Below are 17,495 nucleotides of genomic sequence, written 5' to 3'. Positions count from 1 at the left end.
GGATTCGCTCGCGGCATCGGTGCTCACCCGGCGGCGCGCCGGTCGGTCGTCGCGGGGTGGATCGGCCGGTCGGTCGCCGAGAGCGCGAGCGCGGAGCCGCCGCGCCGGACCGCGACGATCTCCGCACCGATCGCCACCGCCGTCTCCTCGGGCGTCTGCCCGCCCAGTTCCAGGCCGATCGGTGAACGCAGACAACGCATTTCGGTCTCGGTGAGCCCGGCCTCCCGCAACCGGCGACGCCGATCGCGGTCCGCGCGCCGCGAGCCCATCGCGCCGACATAGGCCACCGGGAGCCGCAACGCCGTCACGAGCACCGGGATGTCGAACTTCGGGTCGTGGGTCAGCACGCAGATCACCGTGCGCGCGTCGACCGGCGTCGAGCGCAGATAACGATCCGGCCATGCCCGCACCACCTCCTGCGCATCGGGAATCCGGGCCGAGTCCGCGAAGGCCGGACGCGCCTCGACGACGGTCACCCGATAGCCGAGCAACCGGCCGAGCCGCGCCAGCGCGGCACTGAAATCCGTTGCGCCACAGATGATCATGCGCGGCGGCGTGGTGAAAGAGGTCACGAACACCGTCCGCTCGCGGTCGGCGCAGCCGACCACGCGCACCCCACTGGCCCCGGTATCGAGCATCGCCCGCGCCAGGCGAACGATCGCCGGATCCAATTCCGGCCCCGCCACCTCATCGGAACCGACCGTCGCCATCGCACCCGACTCCAGATCTCGCACCACCGCGACCGCCGCGGCCGGATCCAGTGCGGCCTCGACCGCCGCACGCTCGGCCGCGCCGATCCGGTGCACGAAGATGTCCAGTTCACCGCCGCAGGTCAGGCCGGCCGCGAAGGCGTCGGAATCGCTGAAGCCGAATCGGCGGCGCACCGGCGCACCGGTCGCGATCACCTCCCGGCACAGGTCGTGAACCGCGCCCTCGACACAACCACCCGACACGCTCCCCCGCACGATTCCCGACTCGTCCACCGCCATGGTGGCTCCCAGCGGCAGCGGCGCGCTGCCGCGCACGCCGACCACGGTCGCGAGGGCGTAAACGGTGTCCGCGGCGTGCCATCGCAGCAGTTGCGTGCCGAGTTCGCGCACGTTGACCTCCGGCGATCGTCGGCTGCGGGCCGAGCCGGCCCGCCGCGCCCGCCACCGAATCGGCGGCGCTTCACAAGTGGACGAGACTGTCATTCTCGTAGCACTATAATGTCATACTCATTATTGGCATATACGACATCGGAGGGGCGTGCACCGTCATGGCAGACAGCTGCTCGGGACCCGCCGTGAGCGAAGGAGCGGCCCGATGATCGCTACCAGGCGGTTCCGCCGCGCGACGCGGCCCCCGGATCGAGCCCGGCGATGACCGGCGCGCAAACCGCCACCGGGATCACCAGGGCCGTCGGCGCCCGGATACCGCGCCTCGAGGACGCGCGACTGGTCACCGGTGCGGGCACCTTCGTCGATGACGTCACCCGTCCCGGCATGGTGCACGCCTGCTTCGTGCGCAGCCCGCTCGCCCGCGCCCGCATCGGCGAGGTCGACGTCTCCGCGGCGCGGCGACTCGACGGCGTCCTGGCCGTCTACACCGCCGCGGATCTCAACCCCACCGCACACGAGATCTCCTACGACCTGGACATGGTCGGTATGCCGCCGGTGCCGCGCCCGCCGCTGGCCGAGGAGGAGGTGCGGTTCGTCGGGGATCCGGTCGCCCTGGTGATCGCGGTGGATCGATACATCGCCGAGGACGCCGCCGAACTGGTGATCGTCGACTACGACCCGCTGGACCCGGTGGTCGACTACGTCACCGCCGACACGTCCCCGAATCTGGTGCACGCCGGATTCGCGGGCAATTCCGCCGGGGAGATGGGCGGGCGGCCCGCCGCCGACCTGGAGCCGATCTTCGACTCGGCCGCACATGTGGTGCGCCAGAGCATCTTTCAGCAGGCGTATCTGCCGGTCCCGATGGAGACCCGAGGGTTGGTCGCGGAATGGTCCGCACCGATGGCGGAGATGACGGTGTGGATCTCCACCCAGTCCCCGCACGAGGTGCGCGCCTTCTGCGCGCGACTGGTCGGCGCGGACGAACACCAGGTCCGGGTGATCGCCCGCGACACCGGCGGCGGTTTCGGACTCAAGCAGCTGCCGCTGCGCGAGGAGACCTGCGTCCTGCTCGCCGCGCGGGATCTGGGCCGCGCGGTGAAATGGATCGAGGACCGCCAGGAGAATCTGATGGCCTCGGGCATGTCGCGGCACGAACATGCCGAAGCCGCAATGGCTTTCGATGCCGAGGGCCGGATCCTGGCGGCATCGATAGCGCATGTGCAGAACGTCGGGGCGTATCCGACGCCCTCGCCGATCACCGGCGGCATTCCCGTCGGCATCCTGTTCCCCGGCCCGTATCGAATCACCGACGCCTCCTTCAGCGCGAAGTTCCGGTATTCCAATACCGTTGGCCGCGTGGCCTATCGCGGGCCCTGGCAGTTCGAATCGGTCGCGCGCGAGGTGCTGCTCGATCACGCGGCGCGCCGGATCGGTATCGATCCGATCGAGCTGCGCCGGCGAAATATGCTGCGCCGCGACGAATTACCGTGGGCGAATCCGAACGGCATGACCTACGACAACATCTCCCCGCTGGAAACGCTGGAGCAGGCCGTGGAGATGCTGGACTACGAGGGCTTCCGCCGCGACCAGCGCCAGGCTCGCGCCCGGGGCCGCTACCTCGGCGTCGGCACCTGCACCTATGTGGAGCCGACCACGGGCGCCACCCCGTTCCTGGCCACCGAGGGCGCGACCATCCGGATCGAACCCAGCGGAAAGGTCAACGTCTACGTCGCGGGCGGGTCGGCCGGCAACAGCCTGGAGACGACCGTGGTCCAGCTCACCGCCGACGCCCTGGGCGCGACGCTGGCCGATGTGCGAACCATTCAGGGCGACACCGCGATCACCCCGTTCGGCGGCGGCACCGGCGGCAGCCGCTCGGGTTCGATGACCGCGGGCGCGATCGAACAGACCGCGGCGGTGCTGCGGGAGAAGATCCGGGCGATCGCGGCGCATCGGCTGAACACCACGCCCGAACAGATCGACCTCGCCGCCAGCCGCGCCACCGTGCGGGGGAATCCCGACGCCGGCCTGAGCCTGCGCGAGATCGCCGATATCGCCTACTTCCAACCGGACACCCTGCCGCCGGGCACGACGCCGGGACTCGAGGCCAGCGGGCGGCACAAGACACCACAGATCGCGATCTGGGCCAACGCGACGCACGCGTGCACCTGCGAGGTCGATATCGAGACCGGTGAGGTCACGCTGCTGCGCTACATCGTCAGTGAGGACTGCGGCCCGATGATCAATCCCAATGTGGTCGAGGGCCAGATCTACGGCGGAACCGTGCAGGGCATCGGCGGCGCGCTGTACGAACATCTGCCCTACGACGAGGACGGCAATCCCATCGCCACGACCTTCCTGGACTATCTGCTGCCGACCGCGACCGAGGTGCCCACGATCGAGGTCGGGCACGTGCTGACGCCCAGTCCGGGACCCGGCAGTTTCAAGGGCGTCGGCGAGGGCGGCGCGATCGGTTCGGCCCCCGCGGTGCTCAATGCGGTCGCCGACGCGCTCTCCCCGTTCGGCGTCCAGATCCGCGATCTGCCGCTGTCCCCCGGCCGGATCGTCGAACTGCTCGACCGGGCACGCGGCGGCCAGGAGGCGGAACGATGAAACCGGCTGCCTTCGAATATCATTCGCCCGCCACTGCCGCCGAGGCCGTCACGCTGCTGGCCGAACTCGGTGAGGACGCCAAGATCATCGCGGGCGGGCAGAGCCTGGTGCCGATGCTCGCGTTGCGACTGGCCGTGTTCGACCATCTGGTGGATCTGCGCCGTCCGGGCGAGCTGCGCGGGATCGAGATCGGGCCGGATTCGGTGCGGATCGGCGCGGGCACGACGCACGCGGCCGTCGGCGCATCGGCCGACATCCGCCGGACGGTGCCGCTGTTGTCCCGGGCCACCCCGCTGATCGGGCATTTCCAGATCCGCAATCGCGGCACGATCGGCGGCGCGATCGCCCACGCCGACGCGGCGGGCGAATATCCCGCTGTCGCAGCGACTCTCGATGCCGATATCGAGGCGCTGTCTCCGCGCGGGCCGCGCACGATCGCCGCCGCGGAGTTCTTCACCGGGATGTGGAGTACCGCGCTGGAACCGGACGAGATCGTCACCGCGATCCGGTTCCCGGTGCGGCACGGCCGATCCGGTTTCGCCATCGACGAGTTCGCCCGCCGCACCGGCGATTTCGCGATGGCGGGCGCGACCCTGGCGGTCCAGCTGGACGCGGACTCGCGAATCTCGCACTGCGCCATCGGATTGTTCGGCTTGGCCCCGACCCCGGTCCGGGCGCGCGCGACCGAGGCCGAACTACTCGGCCGGCCGGTCGCCGAGGTGGCAGCCGAGGAGGTCGGCGCGAGCGCGACGGCGGGGCTGAATGCCATTCCGGCCGATGTGCACGGTTCGGCCGGGTATCGCCGCCGACTCGGAGCGGCCATGGTGGCGCGGGCGTGGCCACGCGCCGTACAGGAGGCGAGCGTTAACGGTTCTCCCGTCTGAAAGACGGGAGATTTTCCAGCTCGGACCGCAACCGAACCACCCGCCCGGAGGAGGTGATCCGATTGTCTTACATCATCGACACTGACGTGACCCCGTTCTGCCACGGCCAGAATCACTCTGGCGGCGTTCCGGTCTCGACTGTCGGCGTGGCCGCAGTCTGTGCACCGGAAGTCTCTCTCGTGCAGTTCGAGTTGCTTGGTTCTCGCGAAACACCGACTGCACGTCATGGTCGTATAAGGATCGGTAGTGGCCGCTGTGGTGGACACACCCCAGTCGATGCCAATACCGCCTCGACCACGCGGATAGGACTCGACTTCTCGGCGCACGACGAACGAGGCATACCAGTATCCGAGGCTGTCGCGATAGACGCGAACCGACGTCGGCGGCGACGGCAGATCTCGCGACCACACCACCGGGACCGTGACGCCCTTCGGCAACACCAAGTGCCCATCACGGACCGAGAACCCACGCGTCGTGTACTCCAACGACGGCAAGGAAGTCTTGCGAGACTTCACCTTCGGGCGACCGTGCTTGGTCACGTTGAACGAGTGGTCCAACGCTTGGGCATAATTGCGAAGCATCTGCTGTTGAGCGACCTGAGACCCCTCACGCAACCACCGCAATCTCGCGCGCGCTCCGGTGAGCAGCTTCCCGAGCCCGCGCGAACGTCGGTTTCTGCCCGGTTTTCTGCTGGTGCACCGCCTCATTCCACAACCACCGGCAGCGGCCCCACTCAGCCAGCAGCGCCGTCTCGGCGGTGCGCCCGGGCCGCAGCCGGTAGGTGGACCGCACCACCTCATCCATTCGAACATACTATCGAAAAGATTGTCATGCGACCAATCCGACACTCCCACCTCTTCCTCTCCGCCACGCATCACGGCGTCTCCAGGGTGGAGCCCTGATGACTGAGCTGGATATCGAGGTCCGCGTCAACGGCGCGCGGCACCGCGATCGGGTGCCGGCGCGGCTGACCCTCGCCGACTACCTGCGTGAGCGGTGCGGGCTGACCGGTACTCATCTGGGCTGTGAACACGGCGTCTGCGGCGCGTGCACGGTGCTGGTGGACGGCGCCGCCGTGCGCTCGTGCCTGATGTTCGCCGTGCAGGCCGATGGTTCGGAGGTCACCACCGTCGAGGGTGTCGCCGAACCGGACGGTGAGCTGTCGCCGGTGCAGGCGGCCTTCCGGGACGAGCACGGTCTGCAGTGCGGCTTCTGCACTCCCGGCTTCATCGTCACGGTCACTGCCTTCCTGGCCGAGAACCCGAACCCGACCGACGCCGAGATTCGCGAGGCGATATCCGGAAACCTGTGCCGCTGCACCGGATATCAGGGCATCGTCCGCGCGGTCCGCGCCGCCGCCGACTCGAACCACACCGCCGCCGCGCCCACCGCGCAGCAGGCGTGAGCACGTAAAGGATCTGGCGATGAAACTCGACAACACCTTCAGTATCCCGGTTCCGGCCGCGCAGGCCTGGCCCGTCCTGCTGGATCTGGAACGAATCGCCCCCTGCGTTCCGGGCGCGACCATCACCTCGCGCGACGGCGACGATTTCCACGGACGGATCAAGGTCAAACTGGGTCCGGTGGGGCTGAGCTACAGCGGCGTCATCACCGTGGTCTCGCAGGACGAGTCCGCCGGTATCGCCGTGCTCGAGGGACGCGGGCGGGAAGTGCGCGGCAACGGCACGGCCAAGGCGACCATCACCTGCCGTCTGGTCGAATCCGACGGCGCCACAGACGTTTTCGTCGATACCGAACTGTCGATCACCGGGAAGCCGGCCCAGTTCGGGCGCGGCGCGCTCGCTGATGTGGCGGGCACCCTGATCGGCCAGTTCGCCACCAATCTCGCCGCGGAGATCACCGCCGCGGCGCAGGAACCCGCGGCGGACGCCCCATCCCCGTCCGCCGTGGGCACCGCACCGAACGCATCGGAGCACACTCCCGCACCCGCCGCGGCGGCGACCCCGTCGGCCCGTCCGCCCGCCGAGCCGATCGATCTACTCGCCACCGCGGGCGCGAGTTCGACGGCGCGATATGGCGGGATCGCACTACTGGTGGTCGCCGGTTTGCTATTCGCCCTGCTCAAACGCAGGCGATCTACGCGCGCGGCCGATTGAGACCGCCTCATCCGGAGGGAAGAAAGTGTTGTCACGTGACGATGACGTCACGCTCCAAGGGCCCCTCGGCGGTACGGCGGTGCAGACGCCGCCCCGTCGCATCAGGCACATCCGGATCGAGGCCGGTGCGGTCTCGGCGGACTACCAGGCATGTGCCGAGCAGATCGCGGACATAGTCGCGGAATTACGCACGAACGCCGGGATCACCGTCACGGTCGACGACGACGTCCGGCCGGAGCTGCCCTCCCTGCCCTGTGCGGGCCTGTGGGACTGACCTCGTCCATGCCCAGTCGCCGCGTCCGGTCCGGGCGCGGCACGCGGTCCGGCGAACTCTCGCTCAGCCGACCGGACTGAGATCCGCACCCACCGGCGGGAAGGACGACAGCCCGCTGCGGAAAACCTCGGTGGTACCGACCGAGGCCACCGGCCGCGCGGCCGCGGTCAGGGCCTGAGCCTTGAACGCCTGTGCGGCGACACTCAACCGGTGCAGTACCGGGTCGACCCGGTGCTCGGGCGGCGCCGGCCAGCCCTCGCCCCAGACCACGACCTCGATCCCGCCGTCCCCCAGCGCCTTGAGCAGACCGCGGCGCGCACGCGGATCCCCTTGGCACACATCGCAAGCCACCGCCAGCGCATGCGGCCTACGGCCCTGCCCGTGCGAGGCGAGCACCTCCTCCAGCGCGATCGCGTCCGCGCCGAGTATGCGCAACGGACGCGGGTCCGAGGGATCGGCCACCAGAACGGTGACCTCCCAGCCCGCGATCGAGCGGTCGAACAGCCAGCCTCCGGCGTGTTCGACGACATCGGCGACACTGGTCGCCACGACGTCGAGCCGGTATCGCATGGTGCCCCGCTGGTCACCGGACCGATCGGCGTCGGTCAGTTCACCGGAACGTCCGGAGCCAGATCGCGAGCCAGTGATTTCGTGTACTCGGCGAACACTTCGGGCAGCGGGATCGAGTGATCGAGCAGCCATGACATCTCCATTCCATTGATGAAAGCGACGATTTCCATAGCTCGGATGTCGGGATCGACGTCGGCCCGATACCGTCCGGTCTCCTGATTGCGACGGATGATGTCGGCGACGATGCCGACCGCCACTTTCCATCGGTCGAGCATGCGGTCGTGCAGCGGAGCCTCGGGCACCAGGTTCTCCACGAGCAGCACGACGAAGGTGCCCACCAGATCGGGTGAGCGTTCCATGCGGTCGGCGACCTTGCGGATCTCCACGACCAGATCACCGCTGAGGTCGGTATCGGCGGCGTCGTCGGCGTCGCGGGCGTCCAGCACCGCGTGCAGCAGCTGGTCCTTGGACTGGAAGTGATGCAGCAGCCCGGCCGGACTCACGCCGGCCTCACCGGCGATCTGCGCCAAAGTCGTACTGCGCCAACCGTTCCGGGTGAGAAGTCGCTGGGCGACCTCGAGGATGCGCTGGCGGCGGTCTTCGCCCTTGGCACGCAGCGAGGCATAGGGACGAGGATCGGTCACGAGAAGCTCTCTTCCATGAAACCTAGTGAACACACAGTAGGTTGGTTGACGCGATGTGACAAGGGTCTCAGCCGAGCAAGTCCGGCGCACCCGCCGCGACCAGCCCACTTGCCCCCGGGCCCCGCCGATTTCCTTTCAGCCGTTCGAGCGGCGACAGTTGACGATAATCTCATTCTCGCCTGCTGAGCTGCGTAAACATAGCCATGGACAGTCGAGTATGCTGCGTCAGCCTCTCACTTTGTGATAACTTCATTCCCACCGGGATTCACGGTCATCGGGACGGCACCCGCGGCCCGCGCGTGCACGGCGCCGCCGGAGAGCCGCGCGAGCACCACGGGGCCGCGCCCGAACCAGCCCCGGCCGACCGTCGACCAGGCACCGATCCCGCGAAACGAGAACTCCCTTGGAGGGTCAAGATGTCGGTTCCCACCAGCAGTGCTTCGTTGTACCCGCCCGGCGGATTCGGGCCACCGAAGGATCGTCGCGGCCACGCGCGCGGTTCGGTGGGCCTCCCCGAGGGCACCGAGGTCTTCTCGGCCGACAACCACATCTCCCTGGCCGACGACATCTTCTACGAGCGGTTCCCGGAGAACATGAAGGACCGCGCGCCGCGGATCTGGTATGAGGACGGCGCATTCCAGATCGGCCGCAAGGGGAAGTCCTTCCTGCCCGGTGATTTCAGCAGTGTGCTGATGCAGTACGACCCGCTGGACGGTTCGGGCAGCGCGAATTTCGAGGCGCGCGCCGCGGATCTGCGCGCGGACGGCATCGCCAAGGAGCTCGCCTTCCCGAACGCGTTGCTGGCCTTGCTGTTCTACCCGGACAAGGAGGTCCGGGAGCTGGCGTTCCGGGTGTACAACGAGTACATCGCCGATCTGCAGGAACGCTCGGGCGGCAGCTTCTACGGCGTCGGACTGATCAACTGGTGGGATCCGGCTGGCGCCCGGCGCACCCTCGACGAGCTGAAATCGTTGGGACTCAAGACATTCCTGCTGCCGCTGTCGGCCGGCAAGGACGACGACGGCAACGTCATCGACTACGGCAGCACCGCGATGATCCCGGTGTGGGACGCGATCGAGGAGTCCGGCGTGCCGGTCTCCCATCACATCGGCGAATCCCCGCTGTCCGCGCCGTGCGAGGTCAACAGCGTGGTGGTCGGCATGATGCACAATGTCGCGCCGTTCCGGGAGTTGTTCTCCAAGTACGTGTTCAGCGGCATCATCGACCGGCATCCGGGCCTGAGCATCGGCTGGTTCGAAGGCGGCATCAACTGGGTGCCCTCGGCCATCCAGGACGCCGAGCACATGAACGCCTCCTACAAGCACATGTACAACCGGCCGATCGACCACGAGGTGCGCTACTACTGGGACAACCACATGCGGGCGTCGTTCATGGTGGATCCGCTGGGCCTGTCGCTGATCGATCACATCGGGCGCGACCGGGTGATGTGGTCCTCGGACTACCCGCACAACGAGAGCACCTGGGGCTACTCGGAAAAGTCGCTGGCCGGCGTGGTCCAGGCGGTCGGGCCGCAGGACGCGGCCAAGATCGTCAGTGGCAACATCACCGAATTCCTGGGCCTGTAGCCATGACATCGTCCACCACCGGCACGCCGGCGCTCGTGATCCCCGAGGTGCCCGACCGCGCGCGGATGCGCCGCGAGACCGGCGCGCGGCTGCGCTCGGCCATGGCCGCTCAGGGAGTCGACGCGCTGGTTCTGCTGAACAACAGCAATGTCGTCTACGCCACCGGGGCCAACTGGCCCCTGGGCGATGCGGGTCTGTCGCATGTCGAGCGACCGGTCGCGGTCGTGGTCGCGGGTGATCCGTGGCCGCACCTGTTCCTGCCGTTCCGGGAGGGAACCTCGGCCGAGGCCGACCTGCCCGCGGACCATCTGCACGGTCCGGTCTATCTCGAATTCGACGAGGGCGTCACGGAATTCGCGAAGATCCTCGCGGACCTGATCCCGTCCGGGTCGGCCGTCGCGGTCGACGAGTCCACCGGGGCGATGCTGCGGGCGCACACAGAGCTGTTCCCCGGCGGGGCGCCGACCGACGCATCATTGGTCGTCGGCCCGGCCAAACTGATCAAGACCCCCGACGAGATCGCCTGCATCCGCACCGCGGCACGCATCACCGATCAGGCCATGGTCGACGTGCAGGCGGCGCTGGCCCCCGGACGCCGCCAGATCGATCTGTCCGCGCGCTTCGTGCGCCGGGCCTTCGAATTAGGCGCGACCGCCACCATGCTCGACGCGATCTGGCAGGTCATGCCGGACACCAAGGCCCAGGGCGTGTGGACCACACACGGCGATCTGGCGCTGCCGCTGCTCACCACCGAACGCGAACTCGCCGCCGGTGACGTGCTGTGGACCGACGTGAGCATCACCTACGGCGGCTACTGCTCCGATTTCGGCCGGACCTGGACCGTCGGCACGGAGCCGAATGCGCGGCAGCACAAGCAGTTCGAGCGCTGGCACGAGATCTTGACCGCGGTACTCGAGGTCACGAAAGCCGGGGCGAGCGCCGCGGATCTCGCGCGCGCGGCCACGGCCGCCAACGACGGAGTCGAACCTTGGCTGCCGCATTTCTACCTCGGTCACGGGATCGGGGTCAGCGCGGCCGAAACACCCATGATCGGAACGGATCTCGGCGCGGAGTTCGACGAGAACTTCATCTTCGAACCGAACATGGTGCTGGTCCTGGAACCGGTCGTCTGGGAGGACGGCACCGGCGGCTACCGAAGCGAGGAAATCATCGTGATCACCGAAGAGGGCTCGATCGCCCTGACCGACTACCCGTATGCGCCCTATGGGCACTGAGGTGATGCCGGACGATCGCGCCCTGCGGCACGGGCGGCGCGATCGCGCACTGGCACAGATGAAAGCCCATGACCTGGACGTCCTCGTACTCGGTCGGCAGGCCAACGCCCGCTACGTCGCGGGCGCACCACAGCTGTGGGTCGCCGGAACCCGCCCGTTCGGGCCGGTGGCCACGGTGGTGCGCGAGACCGGCGCGGTCCATCTGCTGAGTACCTGGGACGAGGGCGTGCCGGAGGACATTCCGCACGATCATCTGTACGGGATGATGTGGAATCCGATGAATACCATTGCGGCACTGCGAGATATCCCAGGCGCATCGACCGCGCTGCGGGTCGGGACCGATGCGATCTCACCGAATTTCGCGAAGCTGCTGCCGCTGGCGTTTCCGAAGGCCGAGTTCGTCGATGGCGAACTGGCGATGCGTACGGCCCGGCGGATCAAGACCGCCGAGGAAATCGAGGTACTGCGCGGCACGTTGCGGGTCGCCGAGGCGGGACTGGCCGCGGCCGCAGCCGAACTCGCGCCCGGCAGCGGTGAGCAGAACCTCACCGGTGTGCTGCTCGAGGCGATGACGGCGGGCGGGATCAGTACCCCCGCCTCGCAGGATTCGGTCTGGGTCACCTCCAAGGAGCATCCGTGGCGGCGGGCCGGTGCGGACCGGCGGGCACACGAGGGCGATCTGGTGGCGTTCTCGGCCGGTGTCCTGGGTGACGGATACATCGGCGAGGTCGGCCGGACCTATCCGGTCGGCGACCGGGCGAGCAAGCTGTACCGGCGCTGGGATGCGTTGCAGGCCAGGCTGTTCGAGGCCTGCCGACCGGGCGCGTCGGCCTCGGGCCTGCTCGCCGCGTACGACCTCGCGAGCGAGCCGCTGCCCGCGATGCCGGTCGCGCGAGGGCTCGGGATGGGGTTCGATCCGCCCGTCGTCTCACCGCATCTGCGCGCCACGGCCGAGGCCGAACGGCTCGAACCGGGCATGGTGTTGTCGGTCACCGGCTACGTCTGGGAACCCGGCCTGGGCGCGGTGTTCGGCCGGGACGCGGTGCTGATCACCGACGACAGCTGCGAGGTGCTCACCTCCGCACCCCATCGGGAACACTGAGCGGTCCGGGACGGCATTCCGGGTCCTGTTGTTCCCCAACTACTTTCATGAACGGAGGCGAGCATGTCCGAATCCGGGCACCCCTCGACGGACCAGCCCTCGGCCGAGGAGATCATCCGCTACGAGAAGGATACGAAGACCAGGATCGCGACGATCACCTTCGACCGGCCCGATCAGCTCAACGCGCCCACCGTCGCCGCGCGGCTGCGCTATGCGGATCTGCTGCATCGGGCCAGCGTGGACGACGAGGTCAAGGTGCTCGTCGTCCGTGGCGCGGGCGATGATTTCGGCACCGGCGCGGATCTGCCGGAGTTCATGGACATCCAGAACGACCCGTCCCAGAAGCGGCGACTTGCCGAGTACCGGATCGGCGAGGACGAGGTGCGGTATCCGCCGAAGGATTCCTTCCGGCACGGCGCGACCATCAGCCAGTGGTACGCCAACGCCTCGGCCGGATGCCGCAGCCTGCAGGAATTCAAGAAGATCAGCATCGTGGAGACCAAGGGCTACTGCTACGGCTGGCACTTCTACCAGGCCGCGGACGCCGATCTGGTGATCTCGTCGGACGACGCGCTGTTCGGGCACCCGTCGTTCCGCTACTACGGCTGGGGACCGCGGATGTGGACCTGGGCGCAGACCATGGGGCTGCGGCGTTTTCAGGAAATGGTGTTCACCGGGCGCGCCTTCACCGCGCAGGAGATGTACGAGTGCAACTTCCTGAACAAGGTGGTCCCCCGCGCCGGGCTCGAGGCCGAGACCGAGAAGTACGCGCTGGCCTGCTCGCGCAACCGCCCCACCGACACCGTCTTCATGCAGAAGGTGTTCTTCGAGATCATGAAGCAGCAGCAGGGCGAGTACATGGGCAGCCTGCTGAGCGGATTCTTCGAATCGATGGGCGGGCACATCCGCGCCGACGACGACGAACTCATGCTGGACAACGCGTTCGACAACGGGCTGAACAACTCGGTCAAGGACAACGACGCGCAGTTCCCGCCGGATTTCCGGCTGAGCAGGTCGGGCCGGAACAAGAAGGCGTAGCCGCGGCCAGCGCGCGGCGAAAGTCGGTGAGCGAGAATGTCATCCAGGCAATCCACCCGCGCGTCGGTCGAGCCGCCGCTGCGCGGCTGTATGGTGGTCGATCTGTCCAGCGGGATCGCGGGCGGGTACTGCACGAAAATGCTCCGCGACGGCGGCGCCCAGGTGATCAAGGTCGAACCGCCCGAGGGTGATTGGCTGCGCTCCTGGTCGGCTTCGGGCGCTGTCATCGAAAAAGGTTGCGACGGGGCGCTGTTCAGCTTCCTGGCCGGCGGCAAGGAGAGCGTGAGCGCGGATCCGGATCGCACCGGGGATCTGGATCTGGTCGACACCCTGCTGGACTCGGCCGACATCGTGGTCTGGTCCTGGGGTTCGCGGCTGACCGAGCACCCCCGGCTGAGCATCTCCGCGATACGTCGCGCGCACCGGCATCTGGTGGTCACCGCGATCACCCCGTTCGGGCTCGAAGGGCCCTGGAGTAACCGCGCGGCAACGGAATTCACGTTGCAGGCGTGGTCCGGGGGCATCGTCGGGCTGGGACGCGGCGCACCCGAACAGGCCCCGGTGCACGTCGGCGGCCGGGTGGGCGAATGGTTCGCCGGGGCGTACGCCTCAGCCGCCACCATGACCTCCCGGCTGCGCACCCTGGGATCCGGGACGGGTGAGCTGGTCGATCTGTCCATCCTCGAGACGCAGATCCTCGGACTCACCTACTTCCCGGTGTCCTTCTACGAGGCTTTGGACCGGCCGTTCCGCACGCAGCGCCGGTTGAGTGTGCCCGGTGTGGCGACCGCGGCCGACGGGATGGTCGCCCTGGGGTGCGGCACCTCGCAGCAGTGGTTCGATCTGTGTGCGATGGTCGGGCATCCGGAGTGGATCGACGAGGACACGGACCTGTCGATCACCGAACGGGCCGGTAAGAACGCACCGGAGATCTTCGCCTGGCTGGCCGAGCAGCCGACCGAGGTGATCCGAGATCTGGCCTCCGCGTTCCGAATTCCGAACGGGCCGGTGGTCAACGGGGCCAACGCCACCGCGATGGATCATCACATCGCCCGGGCGAGTTTCACGGTGAATCCGCGCGACGGGTTCGTTCAGCCGCGTCCGCCGTATCGGCCGCAGCCGACCTGGTTGGGCGACCCGCTGCCCGCGCCGCGACTGGGTGAGCACACCGCCCGATATCGCGCGGCCCGCCCGGAACGTCACGACGCGCGTCCCGCTGCGACTCTGAATCCCCTTCCCTTCCAGGAACTTCGAGTGCTGGACCTGACCACCTACTGGGCGGGCCCGTCCTGCACCCACTATCTGGCCATGCTCGGCGCGGAGGTGATCCACGTCGAATCCGCCACCCGCCCCGACGGCACGCGTTTGATCGCGGGAGTTCCTGCGACACAGGATCAATGGTGGGAGTACTCGCCGATCTTCTCCGGGCTGAACACCAACAAGAAGAGCATCACCCTGGATTTCCGCTCCGACCGCGGGCGTGCGCTGCTATCCCGCCTGGCCGCCACCTGCGATGTGATCGTGGAGAACTACACGCCGCGGGTGCTGGACCAGATCGGGCTGGATTACCCTGCGGTACGACAACTTCGACCGGACACGATCATGGTGCGCATGCCCGGCTTCGGCCTGGACGGCCCATGGCGTGACAATCCCGCCTTCGCGTACGTCATCGAGGACACCTCCGGGCTGACCTGGCTCACCGGCCACCCGGACCGAAATCCGTTGGAGCCCTATTCGATCGGCGACCCAAATGCCGGGGTGCACGCCCTCAACGCCCTGCTGCTGGCGCTGGAACATCGCCGCCGCACCGGAAACGGCATGCTCGTGGAGGCCGCCATGGTGGACGCCGCGCTCAACGTCGCCGCCGAACAGGTCATCGAATACTCCGCCTACGGCACACTTCTGGAACGCGACGGCAACCGAGGCCCCGAAGCCGCCCCGCAGAACCTCTACAAGGCCTCGGGCGCGGACGAATTCGGCCGCCAGGACTGCTGGGTCGCCATCGCCGTCGGCACCGACGACCAGTGGCGCGCCCTGTCCAAGGCGCTCGGCGATCCGTCCTGGACCCGATCCCCCGAGCTGTCCTCGGCCGCCGGACGACGACGCGAACACGATGCGATCGATGCCCACCTCGCCGAGTGGTGCGCGACCCGCGACAGCGACGAGATAGTCCGAACCCTCTGGGACGCGGGCGTTCCCGTCGCCAAGGTGATGCAGCCGCACCGTCAGGCCGAACTGCCTCAGCTGCAAGCACGGCAGTTCTTCGAGCCGGTTTCGCACCCGGTCGCCCGCACGGCCCGGCACAGCACCGTCCCCGTCCGCTTCTCCGCCGGACCCGGCCGATTCCACCGCTCCCCCGCGCCGCTGCTGGGCCAGCACACCGCCGAGGTCTTCACCGCCCTGGGCCTCACCGACACAGAGATCAGTGAACTCGAAGCCGAGGGCATCACCGGCGGCTCGCCGGCAGTCGTCCGCGCACCGGCGAAATCCGACTGACCCGTCAGATCTTCTCGGCCACGACGCGCGCAGACTCCGAGGTGAGCATGCCGATATCGTCGACATCAGAGGTGAGGATCGTAACGTCACCCGAGTATTGGATGGCGGTGGCGCAGAGCATGGCGTCGATCGCGTACTCGTGACCGTGCAGGCCGGCTCGCTGCAACAGATCCGCCGCCGCCTCGGCCACAACGCGAGTCACCGGTTCGATCCGCAGCCGAGACAATGTCCATTTCAGCGCTGCGCGGTTGATCCTGGGGTGAACGACCTCGACCAGAATGGCGGCAGAAGTAACGACTGGAAGGTCCGACCGCAAAGCCGCGGCGAGCCACTCCTGAACCTCAGAGTCGCGCTGAACCGCTTTGGCCAGTCCTTCGCTGTCGAGAACCAAAGCCCCACTCACGCAGCGTGCCCCGCGTTAGGCTTACCGCGGGTGAGACGGGAAACCTTCTCCGCCACCGCTTCAGGGTCGGGCTTGCCATTGGCGGCCGCGAATTCTGCGAGTAGTTCGGCAAGGTTGTCCCGCTCGATCTGTCGCTGGGCCGCCATCTCCAGGTAAGCGGACACACCCCGCTTACCGACCCTGTCCCTGATCGCCTGCAAAGTTCCGGCCGAGAGACTGACGGAAATGCCACTCGTCGGCCCTGCACCGAGTGCGTACTCAGCCGAATCTGCCATGAACCACTTATAGCATATCAAATAGCATTAGAAAATCGGTAAGCATCAGGGGCAGGTCCGTAGGAGACCACGAACGAAGGCACCCTTCCCTGTCGACCACTCGAAACGCGACAGCGCCGCTTGATGCTCGGTGATGGCGCGAAGACAAAGATCTCCGAAATTATTGTCAACAATCTTGTCAACGATTATGTTTGCTTGGTGACTGCTGACACACACACCCGATTCACCAAGTCCCCGGGCTGGCTGGACTGGTATCCGAACCCCACCGCACCGACCTTCCGGCTGCCGGAGGGCTCGGTCGACGCGCACTGCCACGTCTTCGGGCCCGGTGACCGCTTCCCGTACGCCCCGGAACGCAAGTACACCCCGTGCGACGCGTCCGAGGAACAGCTGTTCGCACTGCGTGACCACCTCGGCGTGGCTCGCAACGTCATCGTTCAGGCGACCTGCCACGGCGCCGACAACCGGGCGATGGTCCATGCGGTGCGCGCCGCCGGCGGCCGGGCGCGCGGCATCGCCACCGTACGTCCCGACGTGACCGATGCCGAACTGCGAGCGCTGCACGAGGCCGGGGTGCGCGGAGTGCGGTTCAACTTCCTCAAACGCCTCGCCGACGCGGCCCCCAAGGACGATCTCGCCGCGATCGCCGCGAAGATCGCCCCGCTGGGCTGGCACATCGTGATCTACTTCGAGGCCGCGGATCTGCCCGAGCTGGAGGACTTCTTCGCCACGCTGCCCACCACGCTGGTGGTCGATCACATGGGCCGCCCGGATGTCGGCCGGCCGGTGGGCGGACCGGAGTTCTCGCGCTTCCTGCGCTTCACCGAGCGCACCGGAGCGTGGGTGAAAGTCAGCTGCCCCGAACGGCTTTCGGTGACCGGCCCGGTCGCCCTCGACGGCGAGCGCAACGCGTACGCCGACGTGGTGCCGTTCGCGCGCCGGGTCGTCGAGGAATTCGGCGACCAGGTGCTGTGGGGCACCGACTGGCCGCATCCGAACCTCACCGATCACATGCCCGACGACGGGTTGCTGGTGGATCACATCCCGCATATCGCCACCACGGCCGAACTGCAGCGCAAGCTGCTCGTCGGCAATCCGATGCGGTTGTACTGGCCCGACGAAAAGCCCTGAATCACAACCGATTTCATCACCTGC

The 17,495-nt window shown here is 67.8% G+C and carries 17 protein-coding genes and 1 pseudogene; 11 read left to right on the top strand and 7 right to left on the bottom strand.

Annotation, left to right across the window (positions count from 1 at the left end; genetic code table 11):
• Window positions 1-23 precede the first annotated feature (23 nt).
• The gene (locus AC5WS7_RS18360; protein ID WP_495955707.1) at window positions 24-1,100 is read right to left on the bottom strand and encodes an XdhC family protein; all 1,077 of its coding nucleotides are present in this window, start codon (window positions 1,098-1,100) and stop codon (window positions 24-26) included.
• A 261-nt stretch (window positions 1,101-1,361) separates the two neighbouring features.
• On the opposite strand from AC5WS7_RS18360, the gene AC5WS7_RS18355 reads away from it, so the two are divergent.
• Window positions 1,362-3,716 (top strand): xanthine dehydrogenase family protein molybdopterin-binding subunit, encoded by a 2,355-nt coding sequence (locus AC5WS7_RS18355; RefSeq protein ID WP_495955706.1) that lies wholly within the window; start codon window positions 1,362-1,364, stop codon window positions 3,714-3,716.
• Window positions 3,713-4,600 carry an FAD binding domain-containing protein gene (locus AC5WS7_RS18350; protein WP_495955705.1) on the top strand — a complete coding sequence of 296 codons (888 nt, stop codon included), beginning with the start codon at window positions 3,713-3,715 and terminating at the stop codon, window positions 4,598-4,600. Before AC5WS7_RS18355 ends, AC5WS7_RS18350 begins: the two co-directional genes overlap by 4 nt.
• A gap of 158 nt (window positions 4,601-4,758) precedes the next feature.
• On the opposite strand, the pseudogene AC5WS7_RS18345 reads toward AC5WS7_RS18350, so the two are convergent.
• Window positions 4,759-4,827: pseudogene (locus tag AC5WS7_RS18345) on the bottom strand (hypothetical protein); the annotation flags it as partial.
• A 379-nt stretch (window positions 4,828-5,206) separates the two neighbouring features.
• Entirely contained in the window at window positions 5,207-5,404 is a 198-nt protein-coding gene (locus AC5WS7_RS18340; protein WP_495955704.1) for a hypothetical protein, read from the bottom strand.
• A gap of 97 nt (window positions 5,405-5,501) precedes the next feature.
• On the opposite strand from AC5WS7_RS18340, the gene AC5WS7_RS18335 reads away from it, so the two are divergent.
• Genes AC5WS7_RS18335 through AC5WS7_RS18325 form a run of 3 tightly spaced genes read left to right on the top strand, consistent with a single transcriptional unit; the run spans window position 5,502 to window position 6,991 of the window.
• Window positions 5,502-6,005 (top strand): (2Fe-2S)-binding protein, encoded by a 504-nt coding sequence (locus tag AC5WS7_RS18335; RefSeq protein WP_495955703.1) that lies wholly within the window; start codon window positions 5,502-5,504, stop codon window positions 6,003-6,005.
• A 19-nt stretch (window positions 6,006-6,024) separates the two neighbouring features.
• Window positions 6,025-6,717, top strand: coding sequence for an SRPBCC family protein (locus AC5WS7_RS18330; RefSeq protein ID WP_495955702.1), 693 nt, complete (start codon window positions 6,025-6,027; stop codon window positions 6,715-6,717).
• Between the two features lie 28 nt (window positions 6,718-6,745).
• Entirely contained in the window at window positions 6,746-6,991 is a 246-nt protein-coding gene (locus tag AC5WS7_RS18325; protein WP_495955701.1) for a hypothetical protein, read from the top strand.
• Window positions 6,992-7,054: 63 nt separating this feature from the next.
• Here the strand turns inward: AC5WS7_RS18325 and AC5WS7_RS18320 are convergent, their stop codons facing one another.
• A complete protein-coding gene (locus AC5WS7_RS18320) occupies window positions 7,055-7,561 on the bottom strand; it encodes a hypothetical protein (protein ID WP_495955700.1) in 507 nt (168 codons plus the stop codon).
• A gap of 35 nt (window positions 7,562-7,596) precedes the next feature.
• Window positions 7,597-8,205: a TetR/AcrR family transcriptional regulator gene (locus AC5WS7_RS18315; protein WP_495955699.1), complete on the bottom strand. Its 609-nt coding sequence runs from the start codon at window positions 8,203-8,205 to the stop codon at window positions 7,597-7,599.
• A 416-nt stretch (window positions 8,206-8,621) separates the two neighbouring features.
• Here AC5WS7_RS18315 and AC5WS7_RS18310 point away from each other — a divergent pair, with 416 nt between their 5' ends.
• From AC5WS7_RS18310 to AC5WS7_RS18290, 5 genes are all read left to right on the top strand, one after another.
• Window positions 8,622-9,791, top strand: coding sequence for an amidohydrolase family protein (locus tag AC5WS7_RS18310; protein WP_495955698.1), 1,170 nt, complete (start codon window positions 8,622-8,624; stop codon window positions 9,789-9,791).
• A gap of 2 nt (window positions 9,792-9,793) precedes the next feature.
• Window positions 9,794-11,026, top strand: coding sequence for a M24 family metallopeptidase (locus tag AC5WS7_RS18305; RefSeq protein WP_495955697.1), 1,233 nt, complete (start codon window positions 9,794-9,796; stop codon window positions 11,024-11,026).
• On the top strand, window positions 11,016-12,128 hold the full coding sequence (locus tag AC5WS7_RS18300) for a M24 family metallopeptidase (RefSeq protein ID WP_495955696.1): 1,113 nt from the start codon (window positions 11,016-11,018) through the stop codon (window positions 12,126-12,128). Before AC5WS7_RS18305 ends, AC5WS7_RS18300 begins: the two co-directional genes overlap by 11 nt.
• A 63-nt stretch (window positions 12,129-12,191) precedes the next feature.
• Window positions 12,192-13,166, top strand: a complete 975-nt coding sequence (locus tag AC5WS7_RS18295; RefSeq protein ID WP_495955695.1) for an enoyl-CoA hydratase/isomerase family protein — start codon at window positions 12,192-12,194, stop codon at window positions 13,164-13,166.
• A gap of 36 nt (window positions 13,167-13,202) precedes the next feature.
• Window positions 13,203-15,662: a CaiB/BaiF CoA-transferase family protein gene (locus AC5WS7_RS18290; protein ID WP_495955694.1), complete on the top strand. Its 2,460-nt coding sequence runs from the start codon at window positions 13,203-13,205 to the stop codon at window positions 15,660-15,662.
• Between the two features lie 4 nt (window positions 15,663-15,666).
• On the opposite strand, the gene AC5WS7_RS18285 is transcribed toward AC5WS7_RS18290, so the two are convergent.
• Both AC5WS7_RS18285 and AC5WS7_RS18280 read right to left on the bottom strand, forming a co-directional pair.
• Window positions 15,667-16,053 (bottom strand): type II toxin-antitoxin system VapC family toxin, encoded by a 387-nt coding sequence (locus tag AC5WS7_RS18285; RefSeq protein WP_495955693.1) that lies wholly within the window; start codon window positions 16,051-16,053, stop codon window positions 15,667-15,669.
• Window positions 16,054-16,061: 8 nt separating this feature from the next.
• Window positions 16,062-16,340: a hypothetical protein gene (locus AC5WS7_RS18280; RefSeq protein WP_495955692.1), complete on the bottom strand. Its 279-nt coding sequence runs from the start codon at window positions 16,338-16,340 to the stop codon at window positions 16,062-16,064.
• Window positions 16,341-16,538: 198 nt separating this feature from the next.
• Here AC5WS7_RS18280 and AC5WS7_RS18275 point away from each other — a divergent pair, with 198 nt between their 5' ends.
• Entirely contained in the window at window positions 16,539-17,471 is a 933-nt protein-coding gene (locus AC5WS7_RS18275; protein ID WP_495955691.1) for an amidohydrolase family protein, read from the top strand.
• Window positions 17,472-17,495: the final 24 nt, after the last annotated feature.

It is taken from the genome of Nocardia sp. PLKS1-43, from assembly GCF_059510335.1.
Note: the sequence above shows the minus strand (reverse complement) of the source record. Positions and strands in the feature narration are given on the sequence as shown.